17 protein-coding genes and 1 rRNA gene are annotated in these 24027 nt (G+C 50.6%); 2 read left to right on the forward strand and 16 right to left on the reverse strand.

The annotated features are described in order from the left end of the window. Positions 1-126: 126 nt before the first annotated feature. Both KQI79_RS25190 and KQI79_RS25195 read left to right on the forward strand, forming a co-directional pair. Positions 127-2178 carry a fibronectin type III domain-containing protein gene (locus tag KQI79_RS25190; RefSeq protein ID WP_216541113.1) on the forward strand — a complete coding sequence of 684 codons (2052 nt, stop codon included), beginning with the start codon at positions 127-129 and terminating at the stop codon, positions 2176-2178. Between the two features lie 402 nt (positions 2179-2580). Continuing rightward, complete coding sequence (locus KQI79_RS25195) at positions 2581-7071, forward strand: S-layer homology domain-containing protein (RefSeq protein ID WP_216541114.1); 4491 nt, start codon at positions 2581-2583, stop codon at positions 7069-7071. 585 nt (positions 7072-7656) lie between these two features. Here KQI79_RS25195 and KQI79_RS25200 read toward each other — a convergent pair. The 16 genes from KQI79_RS25200 to rrf all read right to left on the reverse strand — a co-directional run bounded on the left by KQI79_RS25200 (position 7657) and on the right by rrf (position 23931). Continuing rightward, positions 7657-7854: a hypothetical protein gene (locus tag KQI79_RS25200; RefSeq protein ID WP_216541115.1), complete on the reverse strand. Its 198-nt coding sequence runs from the start codon at positions 7852-7854 to the stop codon at positions 7657-7659. Positions 7855-7886: 32 nt separating this feature from the next. Then, positions 7887-8321: a universal stress protein gene (locus KQI79_RS25205; protein ID WP_216541116.1), complete on the reverse strand. Its 435-nt coding sequence runs from the start codon at positions 8319-8321 to the stop codon at positions 7887-7889. A gap of 14 nt (positions 8322-8335) precedes the next feature. Next, positions 8336-8605, reverse strand: a complete 270-nt coding sequence (locus KQI79_RS25210; protein WP_483311411.1) for a DUF1294 domain-containing protein — start codon at positions 8603-8605, stop codon at positions 8336-8338. Between the two features lie 73 nt (positions 8606-8678). Further along, positions 8679-10601 carry an ABC transporter permease gene (locus KQI79_RS25215; protein ID WP_216541117.1) on the reverse strand — a complete coding sequence of 641 codons (1923 nt, stop codon included), beginning with the start codon at positions 10599-10601 and terminating at the stop codon, positions 8679-8681. After that, positions 10573-11352 (reverse strand): ABC transporter ATP-binding protein, encoded by a 780-nt coding sequence (locus KQI79_RS25220; protein WP_216541118.1) that lies wholly within the window; start codon positions 11350-11352, stop codon positions 10573-10575. The genes KQI79_RS25215 and KQI79_RS25220 overlap by 29 nt, the downstream gene beginning before the upstream one ends. A gap of 119 nt (positions 11353-11471) precedes the next feature. Further along, positions 11472-12572 (reverse strand): sensor histidine kinase, encoded by a 1101-nt coding sequence (locus KQI79_RS25225; RefSeq protein ID WP_216541119.1) that lies wholly within the window; start codon positions 12570-12572, stop codon positions 11472-11474. Further along, complete coding sequence (locus tag KQI79_RS25230) at positions 12565-13278, reverse strand: response regulator transcription factor (protein WP_216541120.1); 714 nt, start codon at positions 13276-13278, stop codon at positions 12565-12567. Before KQI79_RS25230 ends, KQI79_RS25225 begins: the two co-directional genes overlap by 8 nt. Positions 13279-13319: 41 nt before the next feature. Beyond that, positions 13320-13574: a hypothetical protein gene (locus tag KQI79_RS25235; protein WP_216541121.1), complete on the reverse strand. Its 255-nt coding sequence runs from the start codon at positions 13572-13574 to the stop codon at positions 13320-13322. Positions 13575-13606: 32 nt separating this feature from the next. Continuing rightward, the gene (locus KQI79_RS25240) at positions 13607-15010 is read right to left on the reverse strand and encodes a radical SAM protein (protein WP_253298409.1); all 1404 of its coding nucleotides are present in this window, start codon (positions 15008-15010) and stop codon (positions 13607-13609) included. Then, a complete protein-coding gene (locus KQI79_RS25245; protein WP_216541122.1) occupies positions 15010-15771 on the reverse strand; it encodes a prolipoprotein diacylglyceryl transferase family protein in 762 nt (253 codons plus the stop codon). Before KQI79_RS25245 ends, KQI79_RS25240 begins: the two co-directional genes overlap by 1 nt. 159 nt (positions 15772-15930) lie before the next feature. Then, a complete protein-coding gene (locus KQI79_RS25250) occupies positions 15931-17376 on the reverse strand; it encodes an ABC transporter substrate-binding protein (RefSeq protein ID WP_216541123.1) in 1446 nt (481 codons plus the stop codon). Between the two features lie 120 nt (positions 17377-17496). Next, the gene (locus tag KQI79_RS25255; RefSeq protein ID WP_216541124.1) at positions 17497-18363 is read right to left on the reverse strand and encodes a carbohydrate ABC transporter permease; all 867 of its coding nucleotides are present in this window, start codon (positions 18361-18363) and stop codon (positions 17497-17499) included. Position 18364: 1 nt separating this feature from the next. Next, on the reverse strand, positions 18365-19300 hold the full coding sequence (locus KQI79_RS25260; protein ID WP_216541125.1) for a carbohydrate ABC transporter permease: 936 nt from the start codon (positions 19298-19300) through the stop codon (positions 18365-18367). Between the two features lie 94 nt (positions 19301-19394). Then, positions 19395-20711, reverse strand: a complete 1317-nt coding sequence (locus KQI79_RS25265; RefSeq protein ID WP_216541126.1) for a response regulator transcription factor — start codon at positions 20709-20711, stop codon at positions 19395-19397. Positions 20712-20730: 19 nt separating this feature from the next. Next, on the reverse strand, positions 20731-22506 hold the full coding sequence (locus tag KQI79_RS25270) for a sensor histidine kinase (protein ID WP_216541129.1): 1776 nt from the start codon (positions 22504-22506) through the stop codon (positions 20731-20733). Positions 22507-23814: 1308 nt separating this feature from the next. Further along, positions 23815-23931: ribosomal RNA gene (gene rrf, locus KQI79_RS25275) — 5S ribosomal RNA — on the reverse strand. Positions 23932-24027 lie beyond the last annotated feature (96 nt).

Genomic DNA, 24027 nt, shown 5'->3' on the forward strand with positions numbered 1-24027 from the left:
TGATTCAGGGAGAATTATCATAATTCTCCCTCTCGTATATCCGAAACTGGTCAGATTGACCGTCAATAGCAGGACAACTTACACCGTCAATCTCAGGGCATTATGCGTTAGCATTAACAGTTAGGTATGAAAAAACCATTAATTTCATCGATAGTGGTTTTATTATTTCTATTATCTCTTCCTCATCCTAGTACATATGCGCTGACAGCAGACGATGTGCCTGTTGAAATTCAGCAAGGACAGACCGATGAAACAATGTTTGATATCGACCGGAAACTTCTAAACATGAGTAACTACTTGGAGCATCTGAGCGAGAAGGCCTATAAACAAAACGATATTGCATTATTAAAAGAAATTGTTCAGAAATACTATGATCTTCTTACAGACAACAGTTCACTTCACAAGGAATCACAATCTCCAGCAAGCTTTAGACCATTAGTGCAGCAATACGAAAACGCTATTGAACTCTTTGAAGCAAGACTAAATGCTAACACTAAATTGAATTCTCCAAACCCAACAGTCAATAAAATTAATTTTGTGCACCCAAAATCTGCACAGCAGCTTCCGACGTTTTTACTGGATGTTCCAACAGTCATAGATAATAATGTTTCAACCATATTTGAATTTACTCCTTCATCCAGCGCTGTTTATCAATTTACGATAATTCCATTTGATCAAAATTCAGAGATGGATATTGATTTTGCGATCTGGAAAGATCACTATAACTTGCATCCAATCATTTCATCTCAAAGCAACAAGACAATCATTACAATCAGTCTCAACGCAGATACTAAATATACAATGAAAATCATAACAAATATGAGCGATCCAAGATCAACTGTAACGGTTACTAAGAAACCAATTATTGAACTAAATAAGCCGGTGGACATCTCATTGCCTCCCGAGCAATTTGCAGTTCTTAAGTTTACTCCATCGCAATCATCCGAGTATACGATCTTTACTGGGCCGTATGGTGGGTTCGGAAGCAATAATGATGCTGGAATCCGGATCTATTCTGATGAAAAACTTTCGATGAGTCTGGCTGGGGATGAGTCTTTAGTAACATATTATATGCAAGCGGGAATAACCTACTATATCAAAATCATTCCCTTCGACTTCCTACATTCGAGGATTCAGATTGTCCACGCCGGCAATGTGGACCTTGTGCTGGATATACCGTCTGATGTCGATGTGCCTGGTACGAATACATGGGTATTAGAATTTAGGGCGCCTACAAATGGAAGCTACGATATCCGGACTGATTATTTCAGAGGAATTCCGACGGACGACTATCCCCCATACACCGTTGTTAGCGTATATGATGAAAGACTATATGAATTATTCGGATGGGGTAATGGCGGTGTAGGTAACCTGAGCTTGGACGGTGGAAGAAATTACTATGTTGTAATCAGAGATTATGCAACAGATATTAAGGTTAGAGTTATAGCTACTTCCAGGAGTATAGCTACCAAAGAGATATTGCCAAATATAGCTTACGATGTAAGAGAGCCTTTTAATACGAAGGCAGTTCATTTCAAGTTTACTACCAACATATCGGAACAGTATGTGTTCTGGACTTCGCCTTACGGAGGTCTAGAAGGTACCAATGACACTTTATTGGAAGTATATGCAGACCCGGAATTCTCATCCTTATTGGCTTCTAATGACAATTATAACAACACTCTGTTTTCCAGAGTTGAGATGAATTTAAGCGCAGGAACCTCATACTATATCAAATTAAAAGCACGATCAGCCTTAGATACTCGGTTTATGGTAGCCAGCTTCCATGATTCTATAACACCTTCAAATTTGACACTCACGCGCTTATCATCTTCGAGCTATATGTTGACCTGGAATGCTCCGCTTGCAAAAGAAACCATTACAAAGTACGAAATTTACAACAGGGGAGTATTATTGGACACAGTAACGAATGGCCTCACCAGGTATATTGCAACAGGGGTGACTATGAGCAACAATGATCTGTTCACGGTAAAGGCAAAGGATGCATTGGGAAATGTGTCTCCTGCAAGCAATGCAGCATGGTCAACAGTCGATCTCAAATACCACTACAACGCAGGACGACTGGATAACATTACACTAGAACCGATAGGGAAAGTAATCCGCTCCTTTCACTACGACAGCAATGGAAATCTTATTAAGATAACAGTTAATCCGTAATGTTAGCGGTTGGGCTAAGCGATAAACATCCATGATCTCCCGCGTATAAATCTAGCATGAAAATCTCAGCTAAAGTATTCAGGAGCTGTCCCAAAAGTGTTCGCATGAGATGAAACGTCCAATTTAAACGCGAAAGGACCCCAAATTACACTGCAAAGTGGAAGTTGAGGTCTTTTTCTTGAAGAAATTCGGCTCGGGCAGGGCTCAAAAAAATAATAAATAGTCCATTAGTCCCATATCTCATTCCGATCGTTTCATTGTATGATGAAGATATGATTTTGTCTAAATTGTGAACGGGTTCGAGATATGGAGAAAGCCCGGGTACCGGATATCCTATGGATGTTCGGAGCCCAGGGCTTTTTTTCATATATTTTAGATTACATGACAAGGAGGAGAACAAAATTGCTGAGAAAATGGAAAAAAGCGATTGCGCTGCCTTTGCTGCTCGCCTTGGCGATGGCGCAGCCCTTCGGCTTCGCGCCGGCAGGACAGGCTTATGCGGAAACGCCCGCTCCGGAGTTGATGATTACGGAGATCGTGCCCGCATCCAGCGAGACCGGACAGCCTTATGAGTATGTGGAAATTTACAACAATACGTCCCATGCGATCGATTTGAAAGGCTATCGCTTGCAGTATTTTACGAAGGCCGCCGACAATTTCACGTCCGTAACCAACAATTGGACGCTACCGAGCAAAACGATCGACGCGAAAGGCGTCATGGTGCTGTGGCTGAAAAAGTTCGATTATCCGGACGCCCCCCTCTGGGATTTCAATGCAAATTACGGCGTACGCCTCACGCCCGAGCAGGTCATCGAAGTGAAGCTGACCACCTCGGCCCAAGGATTGCATGATACCGACAAACGGAAGTTGGGCATTGCGGATCCCGCAGGCCGATTGATCAGCTCCGCCTATATCAATGACGGCGCCCAAGACGGCAAAGGGAATTTGGATAAAAGCGTCATTTACCGGCATCCCGCCGGCGGCGGAGTTGAAATGGAGAGAATCGGCAACGGCCAAGCCGCAACCCCGGGCGTCGTTCTTGACGGACAAGCACCCGGCCCTGCCGCTCCCGCAGCGGTCTCGGCACAACCCGGCGATCGGACCGTAACGCTCTCCTGGAACGCCGTTGACCAAGCGTCCCACTACATCATCTATCAAAGCGGCATCCGATTGCCGCAATCGGTAACGGGCATAACATACGCCATCGAAGCGCTCGAGAACGATGATGAATACGCCTTCCGCGTTACGGCCGTCGACGATAACGGAGACGAATCTCCCGCGTCCGCGCCTGTAAAGGCTACGCCTCAAGCCGTCGTCGACAACGATCCGCCGCATGCGCCTCAAGAGCTCAAAGCAGCCTCCGCGCCGGACAGCGTCACCTTGAGTTGGAGCGCAAACGCCGAACCGGATATGCGGAATTACAATGTGTACGTGAACGATACGATATTCGCCGCGGTTCCGGCAACCGTCTATTCGGCTAAGGTGGCGCCGCTCGTGCCGGAGCGGCAGTACGAATTTAAAGTAACGGCTGTCGACCGGGCCGGCAACGAATCGGTTCCCGCCGCGATTACGGCAGGTCCTTCGACCCTCCCGCCGGTTCGTTCCGATCTGCTCATTACGGAACTGGTACCCGATACGGACAACTATGCAAGTTACGATGCGTTCGAGTATGTCGAACTGTACAATGCGGGCGATGATGCGGTTGATTTGCAAGGGTATGCGTTAAAATCGTCAAGCTGGACGAAGACGATCGACCGTTCCGTCGTCGTCCCTCCCGGCGGGACAATCGTCGTGTGGACGAGAAGAGCGGAAATTAGCCCGCTGACGCTGGAAGGATTTAATCATTATTATTACGCTTCGTATCCGAGCAAATTTATTGCCGAGGACCAGTTGTATATCGCCGAAGATATCGGCGGGCTGGTCAATGGCGGAGCGACGGTAACGCTGCTGGATGCGGAAGGCAATGAAATTCGCAAAGCCGAATACGCCCAGGACGATGTCGCTCTCGGCAAAAGCGTCGTGTATGCCTATCCGGAGGATGGCGGTGTAACGATGCGCAAGGTGGCGGGCAAACAGCCGCCGACGCCCGGAACGATCGTCCAAGGGCAAGCGCCGCTCAAGGATGGCGACCATGAGCCTCCCGCCGCGCCGACAGGCTTGACGGCCGAGGGCGGAGACGGGACCGTCCTGCTCCGTTGGACCCCGAATGGCGAAGCGGATGTCGCCCGTTACAATATATACAAGAACGGACGCTTGGAGCATACGGTTAGCGCGGATATTCACGAGTTTAGCGTCTATCTGTTGACCGGCAACGAAACGTATACGTTCGAATTGACCGCGGAAGACGCGGCGGGCAACGAGTCAATGAAGTCTGCGGCGGCAACGGCCGAGCCCGGACATCAAATGATTACGCAGGAACAACGGGCCGATCACCCGAAAGATCCCGCTTACCAAACGATGTGGGATGTGAGCGCGGAAGGGCCGGTCATTCCGGGTCTGAAGCAGGATTTGGTTCCGCAAGGCCTCGCGTACGATCAAGAACATCATTGGCTGCTCGTCGTGGCGTACTTGAACGACGGCAGGCCGGCTACCCTCTCGATTATGGATGCAGGCAGCGGTTCGTTACTCAAATCCGTCGTTTTATACGAAGAGAACGGGCAACCTTACACCGGGCATGCCGGCGGCGTAGCCGTCAGCCGGAAGCATGTATGGATCGCTTCTGAGCAATATCTGTACCGGCTTGACAAGAACGATATCGTCGCTGCCGGGGACAGCGGTCAGGTTCAATTTCAAGGCCGAATTCCGGTCGTGACGGAAGCCGCCTTCGTGACGTATGCCGACGATACGTTGTGGGTCGGGGAATTTTACGAGAGCGCAAGCTATCCGACAGACCCGAGCCATCATCTGACGAACCGCGACGGCGATCTCCATTACGCTTGGATGGCGGCATACCGTCTCGATCCGGCAACGGATGAGCTGCCTGCGGGCAAATGGGACGGGAATGTAAACAACGCTGTCGTGCCCGATTCGATTCTTTCCATCAGGGAAAAAGTGCAGGGCGCTGTCATTCGCGACGACAGCATCATTCTGAGCACTTCTTACGGACGCAATAAAGACAGCGATCTGTTCCGTTACAACAATCCGTTAAGCGAAGACCCGCATACGACGGCGGTCTTCGGCGGGCAATCGGTTCCCGTATGGTTTCTGGACGGCGAATCGGCCAAACCAAACAACAGCCGATTGACGATATTGCCGATGTCGGAAGGCATTGTCGGTATCGGCGACGATCTGTATGTCGTCTTCGAATCCGGGGCGACGAAATACCGATTTACGACCACTTACGTGATGGACCGCATGCTCAAATTGAATTTGGAGCATTGGGACGCCTACGGTACCGATTCTATCCGCGGCATTCCTTCTGAGATGAAAGTCGGCGAAACGGCCCAGGCGAACGTAACGCGCGCACAGGGCAGCGCCCAACCGATCGATGCTACGGAATCGTACACGTTCGCCAGCAGCGATCCCGCGGTTGCGGAAGCGAGTCCAACCGGAGCGATCCAAGCGAAAGCCGTCGGCCGAACCGTCATCTCCGCCACCGACGGCGATCATGTCTTGACGTTTGCGCTTACCGTAACCTCGAAGCCGTCCGGCGGCGACCGTCCGGGCTCCGGGGGATCCGGTACGTCCTCGTCGTCAAGTTCGCAGCCATCGTCCGGCGCTTCGAAGCCGGGCACGGCCGAGGAGCAACCCGGTCAAATCGTGCTGGGACCGGTTGACTTCAAGCAGGGCGACCAAACAGTACGCATCGAGCTGACGGATCGAATCCATCAGGTCGTCATGCCTGCAAACGCCTATGAATTGCTGGGCGAACGATCGCTTGAACTCTCCGGCGGAAACGGTACGTTCCAACTTGCGAGCAAATTATTGCAGTCGGCGTTCCAATCGATCCCCGGAAATGAGCGGAACGATGCGCAAATTGCGGTTTCCGTCCCTACGGTGTCGGGGGAACGGCAAAAAGCGCTGCTCGCGGGCGCTGCCCGTAACGAGCGCGCCAATCTGAGCGCGGCAAGCGAAATGTTCGAGCTCGGTCTTGCCGTCACGACGGCGAGCGGCACGCGCGCGTTTGCCGCATTCGATCCGCCCATTGCCGTTTCGCTTCCGGCGAGTCCGGCGGCGAATCCGGAGCTGGTCGGCTTGTATGCCGTCCGGGACGACGGAACGCTCGCTTATGTCGGCGGGAAATGGGACGGCAGCTCCATGACGGCGGAAATCGGCCGCCCGGGCCAATACATCCTGCTGGAATATAAGAAAACATTCGGGGATATGCCCGCTCATCATTGGAGCACACATGCCGTGCAAGTCTTGAGCGCGAAACAAATTGCAACCGGCCTATCCGCGGAGGAATTCGCTCCGGCTCGCAACATAACCCGTGCGGAGTTCGCCGCATTGCTCGTTCGCGCGCTCCATCTGGAAGGGAATGATCGGACTGGCTTCTCCGACGTGCCTTCGAATGCCTGGTATGCGGAGCCGGTTGCCGCGGCTGCGGCTAACGGCGTCGCACTCGGATTCGAAGACGGCACGTTCGCTCCGAACGAGCCGATCACCCGCGAGCAAATGGCGCTAATGCTCGTTCGCGCGATGCAAGCGGCGGGGGAGGGCGAGCGTGACAACGGCAACACGCATCGCGGCGAGGAAAACATTTTTGCCGACGAATCGGCCATTAGCGGCTGGGCGAAACCATCGGTCAACCTTGCCCGAGCGAACGGCCTCATTGCAGGCAAAAGCGACAACCGTTTCGATCCGCAAAGTTTGACCACTCGCGCCGAGAGCGCGCAAGCCGTCTACAACTTGCTGCAGCGTTTAGAGTTGTTGAACGGCGTCTCGAACCCTTAAGTGAAACTCCTGAGTCCCCGGGATTGCCGACAGGCAATTCCGGGAACTTCCCAGAGCCATGATTGCTCGGATAGACCGCTATTCCTTCACATTTCCTGGCAGTTCACTTGAAGGGACTTGAGGCTGCGTTCAGTCAATGCCAATTGTAACATATCACTTTGATTTCACGAGCTTAACTATATGTACAATGCTCAGAAGGCGCTTGGCCTCGGCATACTTCCCTTGTTCGATACGAATGTGCCTTATGAGGAACTTTGCCCTCCCAAATACCAAGGCAGCTCAGGAGATCGGTTCACCGAGCATCCTCCAAAATCTGGCGTTTAATTTGCGGCGTTTTCGTCATTTGCAATACTGCCAGTGAAATCTAGCGTTAATTTGCAATGTCATCGCCGTTTGCGCTCACTAACGGTAAAATCTGGCGTTAATTTTCGGCGTTGTCGCCGTTTGCGCTCACTACCGGTAAAAACTACTGCTAATTTATGGAAATTCAACGTATTCGTCTGTCCGCCTCAAAATTAACTCCGCAAAATACCGCTAAAATCCCATTTTCCGCTTCACAAGAAAAACTAGCTCCAGGTTTTACCGCTAATTGGCCCGCCCGCCTGCCTGCCCGCCTGCCTCCCTGCCCGCCCCCCCGCACGACGCCGTTTCCACCGCACCCGCACCAATACCGTCATCAAACGCTCTCGCTCTCGACAACGGTACGGTCGGCATCGGAAAAACTCCACCCGACTCGGCCTTCCCGATCCGTTCCATCACAAAAAGACCCGAAGGCTCTTCCAAACAAACGCCTCCAGGTCCTCTCCCTTTATTCCCTACTTAATCACAAGCACCGGCACTTTGGCGTGCTGCACAACGTTATGGCTGACGCTGCCGAGCACAAATTCGCGGATCGCGCCAAGTCCCCGGCTGCCGAGCACGATCAGATCGCTGTTCATTTCCGCCGCATACTCCAAAATCGTCTTGGCCGGCGGGCCTTGCTTCATTTCGACATGATGCTTGTTGGCGAGCGAGGCGACGGCTTCTTTTGCCTCTTCGACCGTCTTGTCGGCTAATTCGAACAGGTGGTTATCCGGCCTCACCGGCGCTGTGACGAGCGCATCCGCAAAATAATAACGCGGGAAATCGAATACATGCAGCACTTCGAGCGAAGCGAACGGATTCGCTTTCGTTAACTGAATCGCTTTGTCCAACGCTTTCTTCGATTGATTCGAACCGTCGTAAGCTACCAAAATTCTTGAGAACAACATGTACATCCCTCTCTTCACATAAAATAACCGTAAACCAGTACGTTTACCACGAGAAGAAGCGGCATTCCAAGCCGAAAACTCCAATGCTTCGTCTTATGCCTCTTGCGCACCATCGCCGCAATCGAGCCAAGCGCCCCTCCGAGCGCCGCCAGGATGAACAGAGTTCGCTCCGGCACCCTTCGCCCGCGGCGGACGGCTCTGCGCTTATCGACGGACATCGCAACATAGCTAATGACATTCATGACCAAAAAGATGACGACCAATACGATTTGCAATGCGCCCATTTCTTCCCCCAAGCATCGTGAATCGACTTTCTCTTATTATAGTTCATTTGCGGAGATTCAACAATTGCAACCGTTACACCGTTTCCCGCATTATGCGCCGCAAATACGTTTTGCGCGCCGTCCAAAAGTATAAAGTTTGCATGGCCAGAAAAGCGACGAAGACGACGATCGCATAATTTCTGACATCGATCGCCAGCAAATTGCTAAGCGATTTCATAGAAAAAATCGTATGAATAATGCCAACAATGCAAGGAACAAAGAAAATGATGCCGATCTGCGCCGTGACGACCCGCCTGATCTCCTTAGACGTCATGCCGATGCGCGTCAACGCTTTGAACTGCTCCCGGTCTCCCTCGATTTCCGTAAACAGCTTGAAGTAGATCATGCTTCCGGATGCGATGAAAAACAGGACGCTGACGAAAATGCCGATAAAAAGCGTAAGCGAGCTAAACTGTTTCAGTTCGATATACGGCTCGACGCGGGAGCTGAAGTTGACCTGTTCGTCTTCGGGCACCTTAGCCTTTAATTTTTCGATCGTTGGAGCCATGTTCTCCCAATGCTTCACTTCATAACCGTAGATGACGATTTTGTTCTCGTCGGGCACGGAGCGGATCGTTTCCTCGTACTTCCCTTCGCTTACGAGCATCAGGAAGGACCATTCGAAACGGGGACCGATCGCAGTGCCGCTAATTTCGCGATCGACGATCATTTCGATCGGCCTTCCGTTAACGAAACCTTGCACCGTCTTCTCAAGAGGAGTCGATCCTCCGCCTCCTGCGATATAAGGGTATATTTGTATCGCATGTCCCGGCTCGACCTCCAGCTTCGGCTGCCCTATTTTCGCCAATGCATCGTTATAGTCGTTGATCGAAACGATCAGAAACTTCCGCTCGCGGAACTTCTCCTGCACAACCATCGGCACGCCGACGATCGCGATCTCATATTGAATTTGCAAGCCGTCCCGGCGCAACACTTCTTTCATCCATTCGGGATCGATGACGCGATGGGCATGAAGCCCCTTCTCCATGACGTTGATCGTCTGCGGAAAGTTCAAACGCATTTGCTGTTTCGTGCTCTGATCGAACACATAGAACGTGCCGGAAGCCGTCAAAATGACCGCGCTTAAAATCGACACCATAAACAATATTCGCGCGTTATCCTTCATTTTGAAGACGAGCTGCGACACCGTAATCAGGTTGGTCCGCTTGTAATAGATCCCTTTGTTGCGCTGCAATGCTTTCAAAATCGCGACGCTTGCCTGAGTAAACAAAAAATACGTTCCGACGATGACCGTTCCCAATATGGGAAAGAAAAAGAGAACGAAACTGTACATCGTCATGGTATAAGCCATGTAATAACATAAAGCCAAACAAACCGCCGTTAATACGACCAGCCATTTCGAATGGAGCGGCCAACGTTTCGGCTCTTTGGACGCTTTCAGCAAATCGACGATTTCGACCCGGCGGATCCGGAATACGGCGAGCAGCGTAATGAACAGGAACAATGCGAAAAACCCGACCGCTGTCAGCAGCAGCGCCTGGCTCGATATGTGAAACGGAATCGGCCGCTGCAGCCGCAAGATCGCACCGATCGCCATAAAGAACAGCTTGCTGAACAGAAGGCCGCAGCCGATGCCTACCCCGATCGCCACAACGGATACGATCATATTTTCATAAAATACCATTCGCTTCATTTGGCCTCTCGTCATCCCGAACAAAGTCAGCAGGCCGAACTCTTTTTTGCGGGAATTAATAAAAGCGGAGGTGGAATACCAAATGAACAGGAACGAGAAAATAAGGATGATAAATTCGCAAGCGATAAGGCCCATGCGAACCCCGTCCCCCGCTTCGATATGCCCGTTGATAATATCCGGATGGAAAATGAACGCCGCATAGATGTAGAAGATCATGACCGAAAAGACGCTGCTCAGGAAAAAGGCGCCGTACTGATGCCAGTTCCCCCGCATATTATTGAATGCCAGCCGACGAAAGGTCATCGAAATTGCCTCCCAACAAGCTTAGCGCATCCAAAATTTGCTGGAAAAAGGCTTGCCGGTTCGAGCCCCGCCGAATTTCCGCAAAAAATTTGCCGTCTTTAATAAAAATAATCCGCCGGCAATAGCTTGCCGCAAACGGATCATGCGTCACCATCATTATCGTGGCATGCATATGCTCGTTCAAATTTCGCAACGCTTCCATCACGTCTTTGGCCGCTTTGGAGTCCAGATTGCCCGTTAATTCGTCGGCGAACAAAATGGCGGGATCATGAATGATCGCCCGCGCGATCGCCGTCCGCTGTTTCTGCCCGCCCGACACTTCGTACGTCCGTTTATGGAGAATGTCCCGAATGCCGAGCAATTCCGCCGTTTTCAGCAAACGTTGTTCGATTTCGCTCACGGCCATTCCTTCCAGAACAAGCGGCAATATAATATTGTCTTTCAAGGTAAGGGAATCAAGCAGGTTGAAATCCTGGAAAATAAATCCGAGCTTCCGCCGCCGAAACAAGGCGAGCTGCTTATTGTTCAATTGAGCCGGGTTCGTGCCGTTAATTTCCACATAGCCGGACGTCGGCTTGTCGATCGTCGCGAGTAGATTGAGCAAAGTCGTTTTGCCGCTGCCCGACGGGCCCATGACGCCGACGAATTCTCCCGCCTCGATCGTCAGCCCGATGTTGTCGAGCGCTTTATAGTACATATTGCTTTTCGAACCGTATATTTTGCATAACTGTTCCGTTTTTAATACAGTCATGTCTTCCCTCCGCGATTGAATACTTTCCTATATTATATCCCGGACCGTCATGGCCAACGTATCGAATTGTCTTTCATTGCGCGGCTCGAATCTTTCATTTCTGTCACAAACGCCTTATTCTACCGGCCACTCACGGCGAACAGCGTATCCGTATGAAACATGATATGAACGACGGTTCCTTTCTTGTACGCCGATTCGATCTCGATGCGGTGGCCGAGCCTGGAGACGACTTGTTTCGACAGGAATAGCCCCATCCCCGTCGACTCCGCCGTAATGCGGCCGTTCTCGCCGGTAAAGAACGGGTCGAACACGCGCGGCAAATCATGCTCCGCGATGCCGATTCCTTCGTCCGCCACCGAGAGGCGCACCTTCTTGTCCAACGGATCGCGCTGCAGCGTAATCGTTAGCGATTTATCGCCAGGCTTTTCTTTGGAATATTTAATGGCATTGGTCACCAGTTGATTGACGACGAATGAGATCCACTTCTCGTCCGTCTCCGCGATCATGTCCGGCTCGTCGCATTGGATCTTCGGAAAGATCGACCAGCGGATGCATGCTTTTTTATGCTGATTGACGACTTGGCGCGCGACTTTCAGCAGATCGGTCTTGCGAACATGCAGATCGAACTCGAACTTGTCCAATCTGGCCGTATGAAGCATCATTTCCAGCCCTTGCGCCAGCCGTTCGTTTTCCTCCTGAATGCTGTTCAGCAGTTCGCGCGCTTCGTCGACGCCCCGTAGATCTTTCGCTTGCTGATTCAGGAGATCGATGACCGAAACCGGCGTCTTCATATGATGCACCCATTGATTCGTAAAATGATGATGCTGCTCCTGCTGCAACTGATATGCCGTCAATTGATCGGAATACGTGCGGAATTGCTTCTCCATGACGCTATGCATAAATTTCTGCTCGTCGGTGACGCCCGGATGCATCCCGACAAACGTATAAAGCCCGAGCTTATGATCCTCGAAGCGCCGCAAACTGATATAATACATCCGTTGCCGCATATAGTCGAACGCGAGTCCTGCCGCCAGCACGGCGGTAGCCAGCACAATCAAATAGATCGTACTGTTGCCGCTGATCGCGGTAACTTTGCCGAGCCCGAGCAGATCGAGCCAAACGACGAGCAAGACGAGCAGAATCGCGATATAAAAGATAACGATGTAAATCAATCGATCCTTCAAAAACGTACCGATCCGCGGCGCTCTCCATTCATCCATTGCCGCTTCCCCCCTCCGGCGCCAAGAAGCGGTAGCCTTGCCCGCGCACCGTTTCAATCGCCTTGACAAGGCCGATCTCCTCCAGCTTTTTGCGGACCCGCGTAATATTGACGGACAACGTATTGTCATCGACGAATTGAACGTCGTCCCACAGCAGTTCCAGCAATTCCTCGCGCGGCACAATGACGCCCGGCTTCATGACGAGGCATTGGAGCAATAAACATTCGTTCTTCGTCAATTCCGTCTTATGCCCCTGCCATTGCAGCGTATTGCGGGACGGATCCAGCTTCAAGCCGGGCACGCCCGTCTGGTCCGCCTGTTCCGCCGCCGGCGCCGCATATTCTCCGTAAGCTCTGCGCAGCGCGCTTTTCACTTTCGCTACAATCACATCCAGATGAAACGGCTTCGTAATATAATCGTCGCCGCCGTTCTCGATCGCCATCACTTGGTCCATGTTGCCGACCCGCGCCGATACGAAAATGATCGGGACATTCGAGAAGGTCCGAATTTGCCTGCACCAATAATACCCGTCGAAATAGGGCAAATTAATGTCTAGCAGCACAATGTGCGGATTTTTCATCTCCACTTCCTTTTTAATGTCGGCAAAATTGTCGGCCCGCACGACTTCATAACCGTATTTCTCCAACGTTTGGGCTAAAATCGCGGCGATTTTGCCGTCGTCTTCGACGATAAGTACTCGATACATATTGCCGGTCCTCCTATGATGCCGGTTCCCTTAACGGTAAGCTAAAAGCTTACGAGAACCAAACCGAAACACGCCGCATTAAGCAAGAAAACGATCGCCGCGGCGATGATTGTCGTATGCATCATAATTTTCAGTTTCTTTATATAATATACGATACATAAGGGAATGACGTATACAAGCTGAACGGCTCCAATAAATAACAGCCCCCACAACGAAGTAATCGATGCCGCCACGATATGGCATCCGATCAATAGAAGCAATGCGTACGCGATTTGTTTGTTTTTCGATAACTCCACAGGCTACCTCCATTCCCGGTCGGCAGACCGGCTTATCGCAGCGCCTTGCTGCGGATTTCCTGCAATCGCTCTTCCTTCCCGTCGCGGTAAAATATATTGTACGTATCGAACGGGATGATTCTCAAGTCGGGATGAACGATATGTACGCATGACTTTTTGACGGAACGCACGTCGAAATTGTAAGGATCGAGAAACTGCATAATGATCACGCGGAAAATATTGTCGTAACCGATATGTTCCGGTACTTTGACGAACGGCAAGCAGCACAGCAATTCCCGCAGCTTGAATCCGGAGGTAAGCGGTGTCTGGTTTAACGAGAACAGCTCGAACACTTTGCCCCGCAGCACTTCGTCCTGCTCGTACACGATCGTATTGCCGCCTGACTCGAGCAGCACCTGCGGATCGATCAGCCTTGTCAGGGGCACCGTCCGTCCCCCGAGCTTGAGGGCATATCCCATAGCCAGGCAATCCGAATGGCAGGGCACGGGAATGATGTCTTCCGCCGCGAACAGTTCGGACTGCTCGATAATGCCGCGCCGAACCTCCGACAAGGTCAGCCGATCGGTCGCCGGATCGAATTGCTCGGTGCGGCCCGCCGCCTGGATCGGTTGGAACGTCACGCCGCGCACCGCTCTTTGCTTCAGAGCGTATTGAATGATTTTGCCGATTTCATGGTCGTTCAAGCCCTTTTTCAACGTGACGACGAGCGTCGTGGATAAATTCAATTCGTTCAAATGCGCAATCGCCTGTTCCCGGATGTTTCTCAAATCTTGGCCGCGCAATTCCAACAGCGCTTCCTGCTCGAACGAATCGAATTGCAAGTACAGCTCGATTCCCGGCATGTAAGCCGCGAGACGGCGCGCAAATTCCTTGTCGCGCGCGATTCGGATTCCGTTCGTATTAATCATGAGATGACGAATCGGCTTCCTCTTGGCCAGATCCAGAATTTCGAAAAATTGCGGGTGAATCGTCGGTTCTCCCCCGCTAATCTGCACGATATCCGGCGTCCCTTCGTTGCGGACGACCGCGTCGAGCATGGCTTCGATCTGTTCCAGGCTGCGCCACGATTTGCGGTGAGGCGAAGATTCGGCGTAACAAATGGGGCATTGCAAATTGCATTGGTCCGTCACCTCGACAAGCGTCAGGCAGCTATGCTGCTCATGGTCGGGGCAAAGCCCGCAATCGTAAGGGCAGCCGTACTTGATCGGCGTGTTCCAAACGAGCGGCATTTCGGACGGTTTCGTAAAGTCGCGGCATTTTTTGTAATATTCGATATCGTCGGAGATGAGCACTTTTTCGCGTCCGTGCTTCATGCAGGTCTTGAGAAGATAAACGCGGCCGTTCTCGAATATCACTTTTGCCTCTACTTTTTCCAAACATGTGGAACAAATGCTAAGCGTAAGATCGTGAAACAGGTAAGGGCGGTTCGGCATCATTAGATCTCCTTTTGCAGTAGGGATGGTTTGTTGCGCCAAAATAACAATCCGTAATAGATTATACCCAGCAACGCCGCGACTTGAACATTGTTCAGCATGATGTACGGATGCGGAGTCGGTTTGATAAAATCGATCCAGAAACGAAACAGCAAATACATAAACATAAAGCATTGGAAGGAAAGGCCTGAAAATGGATAGTTTCGTCTAAGCCGGACCAAGACGGGCAGCAAGGCGATGAGAAAGGCGATTTCATAGATTTGCGTAGGATGACGCAGCACTCCGTCGCCGAAATCGACCCCTGTGATCCAGGTCGTCTCGATGCCGTACGTATGGTCGGACAAGCCTGTCAGGAAACAGCCGATGCGTCCGATCCCGATGCCGATACAGAGAGGGATGGCAAAATCGTCTCCGGTCGAATGAGGCCACTTTACGATTTTCTTTGCGATCTCTACGCCGATCAGTCCACCAAGCAATCCCCCGACGATCGTTTTCCCTTCCATGAGATAGGTGAGATCGTTCCATTTCTGCAACGTTTGCAGCGGATCTTCAAACCAGTACAGAATTTTGGAGCCTGCGGCGGCCCCGGCAATGGCGCCGGACAGAACCCCAAGCCCCTTCTCCAGCGGGATCGGGTTCGCGGTACGGTACCGCTTCCGTTGGTATAGATACAACCGGAACCCTATAAAATACGAAAGCGCCTCGAATAGAAAATGCGGATGAATATTAAGCCCGAACAAATGAATATATACTGGAAATTCCATGGATCACCTCTATGCGCGGCTATCAGTCTTTGAACTTTATTATAGAGATCGCTACAGCAATGCGCCAACCATTTTTTCCCTCAAACGGAACAAAGATCATTCGCTTGCACGTCAAAGAGGCGGCCCCGTATGCACGGAACCGCCTTGCTTATCGATTGATTATTGCTGACCGATTTTATCGAATACATTTTCCTGCACAAATTTCGCAGCCTCGTCCAATAGCTTTTTGGAATCCGTATCTTTCTTCGAGAACGTTTCCTGTACGACGTTAGACATAGCCGCATAATAGTCTTGCGTGCCGGATTGCGCCTCCGGCTTGCCCTCCAACAAATCGAAGAGCTGCGGATCGTATTGGTACACATTATCGTATTTCTCGTAAATCGCTTTTACTTTGGTCGCATATTCCGAATCGTCGCTGAAATATTCAAGCGGAGTCGGGACGTAATATTTTCCTTCGGCTTTACGCGCCTGGATGGTGTCTTCCACCGATTTCAGCGCTTCGTCGGTAAAATAATCGAAAGTAATATAGCGGAACGCCATTTCCTGCTCTTCTTTCGTCGCGTTCGGGTTAATGACGAGATAGTTGCCGCCCAGAATACCGTAATGCTTGCCGCCCTTCTCCGCGGCCGGCATCGGATAAGCAACCACATCTTCCGGCTTCATGCCGCCTTCATTCAAAGCCGCATGCAGCACGTCGAACGCTCCGGCGATCACCATCCCCGTCCGGCCTTGCTGGAACGAGTTGACCGCATCGCCCCATCCGAGCGCCCAGTCCTGCGGAATTGCGTTCGCTTCCCATCTTAGCTTCTTGTAGAAATCCAGCGCTTTGACGCCCGCTTCGGAATTGAAGACGGCCGTTATTTTACCGTTATCGACGGTCTCGATATCGCCGCCGGCTTCAAACAAGAAGTTGGTCCAGTTCCAACCCGCTTCGTTCCCTTTGCCCATCGGCGCAATGCCGGAAATGCCTTTTTTCGGATCCGCGATGTCTTTCGCCGCATTGTACATGTCATCCCAGGTCCAATCGAGGCCGGGAAGCGTGACGCCTTTGGCTTCGGCCAGTTTTTTGTTCACAACCGTCGATGTCACGTACCCGTTCTGGGTAATTCCATAGACTTTGCCGTCCACGATAAATTGTTCTTGCAGGACAGGATTCATTTGATCTTTATACTCCCAGTTGTTCCACAGATCCGTAATATCGGCGACCCATCCGCGTTCTACGAGAAAATTCGCCTCGGTGGCCCAAGTATTGTAGAACGTCGGAGCTTCGTTGGAAGCCATCTTCACGCCGATCTCGTTCACGTCGTAATCCCAATCGTCCTTAATAATGGTCACGTTCGGATACTTCGCCTGAAAGCGGGCGATTTTATCGTCTTCCTGCTGTCTAAGCGTAGTCTCGTCGGGCAGCGGGTAATGAACCTTGATCGTTATTTTTTTCTGCGTAATATCGTCCGCCGAACCCTGAGCCTGCGTCTGGTTGTTTCCGCCATTGTCGCTCGGAGCCCCTTCATTGCTTTTGACTTCCGGCTCGTTCTTGCCGCCGCAAGCCGCAAGCAGCGAACCCAATAGCAGAAGGCAAGTCAATAATAGTGAGAACTTTCGCATTGATACTCCCCTTTTCCATGTATAGTTAATGACTTACATATCTATCTTAAAAGAGAGACGATAAACAGACGATGTGCATTCGTATGGCGATCATGTGCAAGGCTACGCAAAAGAACTGCGTTATCCTTTGACCGCCGTTAAGCTGACGCTGCGTATAATAAACTTCTGGAAAGCGAGAAACACGAAAATCGGCGGAACCATAACCATGAACAAAATGGCGAATTTGACGCTGCTGTCGAGCGATCTGGCGCCGATGACATACTTATAAATCGCGGTGGCAAGCGTATATTTATCTTCCGTATGCATGACGAGCGACGGCCAAAACCAATCGTTCCAAGCGGTGGAAAAAATGAAGATGGCCAATGTGGCGAATATCGGGACGGACAGCGGCAGCGCAATGCGTATATAGCTGGTAAACTCCGAAGCGCCGTCGATGCGCGCCGATTCGAAAATTTCCGGATGAATGCCGTCGAAGAAGTTTTTGATCAGCAGGAAATAATATGCGCTCGCGCCCGCCGGCAGCCAGAAAGCCCAGTACGTATTCAACAGCCCCAATTCCTTCAAGTTGACGAAATTCGGAATCATATAACTCGACGCCGGAATGAACAACGTCATTAGAATGAAAAAATAAATCGCCCGGCTGTACGGTACGCGAATCCGCGATATGCTGAAGGCGGCCAGCCCAAGCACCAATATCGTCATCAGCAGATTGCCCGCGAAGATGAGCAACGTATTTTTAAGAAACATCGGCAGATCGATATAATTCCAGCCTTTCGGGAAGTTGTCCCAATGCCATTCCGTCGGGAAAAAGCGCGGCGGGAACGTATTAATCTCCTGATTGCTTTTCAAGCCGTTGAACATCGTCATCGCGATCGGATACAACATCGTGAAAGCCATGACGGCGATGCACAGCACCATAAACCCGTATACGACTTTATGAAACGGCTTCCGCAAATCGGCTGCCGACAATATGCCTCTCTCTTGCATTTTAGTAGTCCTCCCTGTTCAGCTTGTATTGAATGATCCCAAGGACGCTCAGCACGAGGAACATCAGTACGCCAAGCGCCGTGCCCGCCCCGTAATCCAGTTTGGTGAACGCATATTTCACCGTGAGAAGGGCGTAAGTTAACGTGGCCTTGTTCGGCCCGCCGTCGAGCATGGCAAGCTGGGATTGATAAGCCTGAGAGGTGCCGATCAGTTGCAAGATAAGCATCAATACGATTAAATTCCGCATCGAAGGAAGCGTAATATGTTTGATCCGGGCCCAGACGCCCGCTCCGTCAATTTCCGCCGCCTCGTACCAATCTTTCGGAATGCTGAGGACGCCGGCCAGGTAGATCAGCATCGCGGAACCGAACTGCTGCCATGTTTCCATGACGACGAGCGACACCATGGACCATCTTCCGTCCGAAATGAACGAGATCGGCTCCGCCCCGAACAAACCGAGCAGCGCATTGATCGGCCCGACGGGATCGTACATCCATCTCCACATGCCGTAGAGGACGACGCCCGGCACGACAAAGGGCAAGTAAGCGGCAATCCGCGCAAAGCCCTGGAAAAACTTCAGTTCCGATATGGCAATGGACGCCGCGATCGGCACCCAAAAGCCGATAATTAATGTCAGCAGCATAAAATACAAGGTGTTTCGAACGGATAGCAAAACATCGGGATTTTTGAAAATAGTAATATAGTTGGCAAATCCGACGAACGTATTTCCTTTTACAAAATCGATATTGTAAAAGCTGTAGACGATTCCTTTAATAATTGGTACCCATAAAAAAACGATAAAAATAGCGATCGCCGGAACAAGAAACAGATAACCCCATATATACTTCTTCCAGTTCGATATCTTCTTCGATTTGTTCCGCCTTCCCTTCGCCGTTTCCTGCACCATGTTGCCTGGAGAAATCATCGTTTCTTCCATAAGACCCCCTCATTCCTCTCCAATGTCTATCCTCCATTGTAAAAAAAGGCGGCGCTTCCGAACATGTGCAAAACTATGTGAATGATAACCGTTTTTACTTCTTCCAATCGCTTGGGCTGACGCCGAAATATTTTTTGAATATTTTGCTGAAATGTTCCGGGGATTCGTAACCGACGCGCTCGGCGATTTCGTAGCGGCGCATATCGGTGTTTAGCAGCAAGGATTTGCTTTCTTCCATTCTTAATTGAATGACGTATTCCCATAAATTGAAGCCGGTGATCTTTTTGAACAGATAGCTGAGGTAGTTGGGACTGACGTGGTTTTTTCTCGCCACTTCGTGAATGGTAAGCCCCTTCTGCCTGTAGTTCTCCTCGATATATCGTTTCGCGTTGGCAACAATCCGGTTGCCCTGCGTCGTCAATTCCTCCGCGGAAGGATCGTGAGCGTAGTTATGCCAATTGAAATCGCCGTAATAAAACACATGATAATCCCCCTGCTTCTCGCCCCATTGGATCGCTTTATCCGCTTGCCGGCTTAGCACGGGCACGAATTCCGTCCCCTTCAAAATTTGGCTGATTCCGATCGTCGCGTTAATTCCCACATATTGATGGACATGGTGATGGAGGCTGCGGCCGATCATCTCCAATTGATTGATCTTGTTGGCGCTCAGCTCGGCGTATTCCTCCTCGTTCCATTGCAGCACGATACTGATTTCCCGCTTTGCGGAATAGCAGGGCAGCGCGTTCCATTCCCCGAACAAGAGCTCCTGGGCGATATTAAGCGCCGCATATCGGTACAATCGGCTATCCTTGTCGGTCGTAGCGGCGGCTTCGCCGTCTTTGCCGGGATCCAGCTTCATTTTTAGAACGGAAAAATAAGGCCCCAGAAGCTTCAATTCCCGCTCGGCTTCTTCCGACATGGCATCCGCGGCTCCGATCAGGAGCCGGTTCAGACGCTCGTTATGTTCCGGCATCGGTTCCTCCATATAAAAGCGCTCATTATCCCGCATCTGCACCATATCGATTTGCGGTACCGGCTTATCCATTTTGAGCAAGGCGTTGCGAACCGAATCAAGAAATTGTTCGCTGTTCAGCGGCTTGATCAAATAATCCTTCGCCCCGAGCCGCAGCGCCATTTGCGCATATTGGAACGTTTCATGCGCCGAGATGATAATCGTCTGCATCCAAGGCTTGACCAATTTCGCCTGATGCATCAGTTCGATCCCGCTCATTTCTCCCATCTGAATATCCGTCACGAGCAGATCGATCTCTTCCATCCGAATATAATCCAACGCTTCGTGTCCGCTATAGGCGGTAAAGATGCCGCCGATCTCCAGCCCCGACTTCGTAAGCAATCCTTCCAGCCCTTTGCAAATCAACGGTTCATCGTCAACGATCAAAATATTGTACATAAGAACTCCCCCTGTAAGCTTATTCAGGCAATTGAACGGATTTAGGCAGATGAAGCGTCGCCTTGGTCCCGCCTTCCGTACGTCTCTCGTACGCCAGCCCGTATTCCGGTCCGAAGTGGAGCCTGATGCGTTGTTGAATATTGCGGATCCCATAGCCGAAATCCGTGTTAGGGCTTTCATCGCGCAGCAGCCGATTGATCGTTTCGTAATCCACCGCTTTATATCCGTTGTCCTCGATGAAGATCAATATATTGGCATCGTCTCCGGCTGCGCTGATCGAAATTCGGCCGTCTTCCCCCATATGTTTCACTCCGTGAATAATCGCGTTTTCAATAAGCGGCTGCAGCGTAATCTTGGGAATAGCGACCGATAGGAGTTCCTCCGGTATATCGATGGAAACTTGAAACAAGTAATCATATCTGTGCTGCTGCAATTTGATATAAGCCGACGCATGTTCCAGCTCTTCCTGCAGCGTAATTAGCTCCCTGCCCCGGCTCAGGCTGATTTTCATCAACTTGGACAATTCCTTGATCATCTCGGCGGAAGCGGTCTTACCCTCCATCTCGCTTTTCCAATAAATGCTCTCTAGCGTGTTGTATAGCAAATGCGGATTGATTTGCTGGTAGAGCAGTTGCAATTGGCTTTCCTTTTGTTTCAAATCCATTGTGTACTTATAATGAACCATCGCATTCAAACGGCGTGCCATATCATAAATCGTATTAATCAAAACGCTGATCTCGTCGTACCGATCGCGGCGCGGCGTCTCCGGGACGACCTTCCCCGGCTCATACCTTCTGACGAAATATACAAGCTTCTGCAGCGGCGTCATTAACGAACGCCAAAAATAAAGCATGATAAAAAGGCCGATGATCAAATAGGCGATCGAAATAAGCTGAATGACTTGCTTGATTTCGTTTTGCTGTTGAAGCAGCGCTTGCACCGGAACTTTGTAAACTAGCTTCTGCTGAAGAACCTCATTGTAATTGATAACATAGATGAATTCGTCGGTAATGAGGTCCTTCACTCCGATCGCCGAAGCGCCGGGGTCCGCCTCCGGCGGCAATTGCAGCACAGCGCCATGATCGGGCGAACTTGCGGTCAATATGCGGTTGTCCCAATCGGTAAAATATAGCTCTCCTTCCGGAAGCGATACCGTTTGCAGCGACTCGTTAATGCGGGCGTCCAAATTCGTGACGACAAGCACGCCGATCGTTCCGTTATTGTAAATACTGTTAATGGCCCGGATGTAGGCCAATGTTTTTTGATTGCCCTGGCCTTTGGAAGGAGGCGATAAACGCTCGACTTGTCTCAGATAGCCTTTTCCCTTTTTATCGACGGCCTCATCGAACCACTCCGGTTTTTCATCGTCCGCGAAAAAATAAACGCCCGATTTCTTCGGAGACGGATAAAACGGCGCAAAAAAATAGGTATTCAAGGGATCGTATATGTACAGAGAATAATATAGCGGCTCGCGTTCATCGGTTTCCTGGGAATAAACGATCAGCAGGTTTTCCAATTCCTCGTAATTTTTCACCCGTTCGAGCACCGTTTCCTCCGTAGAAAGCGGATTCAATTGTTGAATCAGCGTGTTCTTGAACACGGTGGAAGTCACCTTGTTGATGGCCTCGATATCGCGGTTGATCAGCCTGAAATTTTGCTTGTTCAGCTCGATATAAGCATTGGTGACATGCCGCTTCAATATTTGCCCGGCTTTGTTGTTGCCGTAGGCGTTTAATATAATGATCGGTATGACCATGACAAGAAACAGCAAAATAAGCTGCTGCTTCACATTCATTTTGTTGAGCGGATTTTTCAGTATGCGGTTCACAATCGCCTCACACCCCCGGCACTTTAACTATATCAATTATGAAAACCGGCAAATATGCGCGTTTCTACGCACATCGTGAGCGTTTCTCCGCTTCGACTCGCTTCGCGCTCCTACTGTCTGCCTGCCGATACACCTTAGTGTAAAACAAATTGTTCTGCTTGTCAGAAAAAAATACCAGTTGCCGATTATTGAGCTCTTTTTCGACATACTGCGCTAAAGTGGGCATAGCTTTTTCCCGCTGATCTTTGCCAGCAGATTCCTTTGTTGGTGCCAACAATATCCAATGGCGTTGCATTGAGAAATTGCGATCCGGACCGTACGACCGTTATTTTGCGTCAAAACCGCTTATTCGCTGTTTCGACGGACATTGATTCCGTTATCCGTTCCTCGCAGGGCTTATTTTTACGCTTTTGCCGCAAATAAAGGATCGTCTGTCCGCAAACTGGTCGAATCGGGTCGTTTGTCACAATTATCGTCTCCTGTGTCCGCGAACTTGGGGAGCAGGGCGGTAGAAGTTAATGCAACGCCAGTGCCCTTCTGTCGAAATCCCCTTCCCTCAGTCTAGGTGAAATGCGCCTGTTGAAGTGACTCATTCCCTGCTTCTCTTTTTTTGCACCCTTTGTCGAAATCCCGTTCGCTCAGTATAGAGGAAATGCGGTCTACGGCAGTTCATTCCCCGTTTCTTTTTTTGCACCTTTTGCCGAAATCCCGTTCGCTCAGTATAGAGGAAATGCGGTCTACGGCAGTTCATTCCCCGTTTCTTTTTTTGCACCTTTTGCCGAAATCCCGTTCGCTCAGTATAGAGGAAATGCGGTCTGCGGCAGTTCCTTCCTTGTTTCTTTTTTGCACCTTTTGTCGAAATCCCCTTCACTCAGGGCTAGGAAAAATTACTCTGTAATAGTAAAGTAGGAATATTCATTCTGCAGCGAGATTGCGAGCCGAGACCGGAAGCGAACTGAAAAAGCGACATCTGAACCAAGGGGATTTCGACAGAAGGGCGTGGAAAGCAATAGGTCGGTGGAAGGGAATGAAGAAGTATGAGGGGAATCGCATGAAAAATGCCACCAGTGAGTTGTTCTCGCCAGTTGCATTGTTCGTTCGACTCTCGCAAGACTTGACCTGAGTAGTCCCCGCATATCAAAATACCGCCATCGAGTTGACTCGACAACGGTATTCGATCGCTTGGCAGCGTTCGACTCCCTCGGGACTCGACTACACGGTCCCATGCTCATAAAAAATACCGCCATCGAGTTGACTCGATAACGGTATTTGATCGCTTGGCAACGTCCTACTCTCCCAGGACCCTTCGGTCCAAGTACCATCGGCGCTGGAGGGCTTAACGGTCGTGTTCGGGATGGGTACGCGTGGGACCCCTCCGCCATCGCCACCAAACGGATTGCTTATTCAAGGAGTTGCTCCCTGAAAACTAGATGCGAAACAAACGCGAATTCATGTGTTATCCTTATGGATTCATTTAGGATAAGCCCT

The organism is Paenibacillus sp. MSJ-34 (assembly GCF_018918005.1).
Lineage (GTDB): Bacteria > Bacillota > Bacilli > Paenibacillales > Paenibacillaceae > MSJ-34.

Excerpts from the sequence above, each read along its gene's own strand:
- KQI79_RS25190 (WP_216541113.1), top strand. The coding sequence starts at position 127 with ATGAAAAAACCATTAATTTCATCGATAGTGGTTTTATTATTTCTATTA.
- KQI79_RS25205 (WP_216541116.1), bottom strand. The coding sequence starts at position 8,321 with ATGTTGTTCTCAAGAATTTTGGTAGCTTACGACGGTTCGAATCAATCG.
- KQI79_RS25210 (WP_483311411.1), bottom strand. The coding sequence starts at position 8,605 with ATGGGCGCATTGCAAATCGTATTGGTCGTCATCTTTTTGGTCATGAAT.
- KQI79_RS25215 (WP_216541117.1), bottom strand. The coding sequence starts at position 10,601 with ATGACCTTTCGTCGGCTGGCATTCAATAATATGCGGGGGAACTGGCAT.
- KQI79_RS25220 (WP_216541118.1), bottom strand. The coding sequence starts at position 11,352 with ATGACTGTATTAAAAACGGAACAGTTATGCAAAATATACGGTTCGAAA.
- KQI79_RS25225 (WP_216541119.1), bottom strand. The coding sequence starts at position 12,572 with ATGGATGAATGGAGAGCGCCGCGGATCGGTACGTTTTTGAAGGATCGA.
- KQI79_RS25230 (WP_216541120.1), bottom strand. The coding sequence starts at position 13,278 with ATGTATCGAGTACTTATCGTCGAAGACGACGGCAAAATCGCCGCGATT.
- KQI79_RS25240 (WP_253298409.1), bottom strand. The coding sequence starts at position 15,010 with ATGATGCCGAACCGCCCTTACCTGTTTCACGATCTTACGCTTAGCATT.
- KQI79_RS25245 (WP_216541122.1), bottom strand. The coding sequence starts at position 15,771 with ATGGAATTTCCAGTATATATTCATTTGTTCGGGCTTAATATTCATCCG.
- KQI79_RS25250 (WP_216541123.1), bottom strand. The coding sequence starts at position 17,376 with ATGCGAAAGTTCTCACTATTATTGACTTGCCTTCTGCTATTGGGTTCG.
- KQI79_RS25255 (WP_216541124.1), bottom strand. The coding sequence starts at position 18,363 with ATGCAAGAGAGAGGCATATTGTCGGCAGCCGATTTGCGGAAGCCGTTT.
- KQI79_RS25260 (WP_216541125.1), bottom strand. The coding sequence starts at position 19,300 with ATGGAAGAAACGATGATTTCTCCAGGCAACATGGTGCAGGAAACGGCG.
- KQI79_RS25265 (WP_216541126.1), bottom strand. The coding sequence starts at position 20,711 with ATGTACAATATTTTGATCGTTGACGATGAACCGTTGATTTGCAAAGGG.
- KQI79_RS25270 (WP_216541129.1), bottom strand. The coding sequence starts at position 22,506 with ATGAATGTGAAGCAGCAGCTTATTTTGCTGTTTCTTGTCATGGTCATA.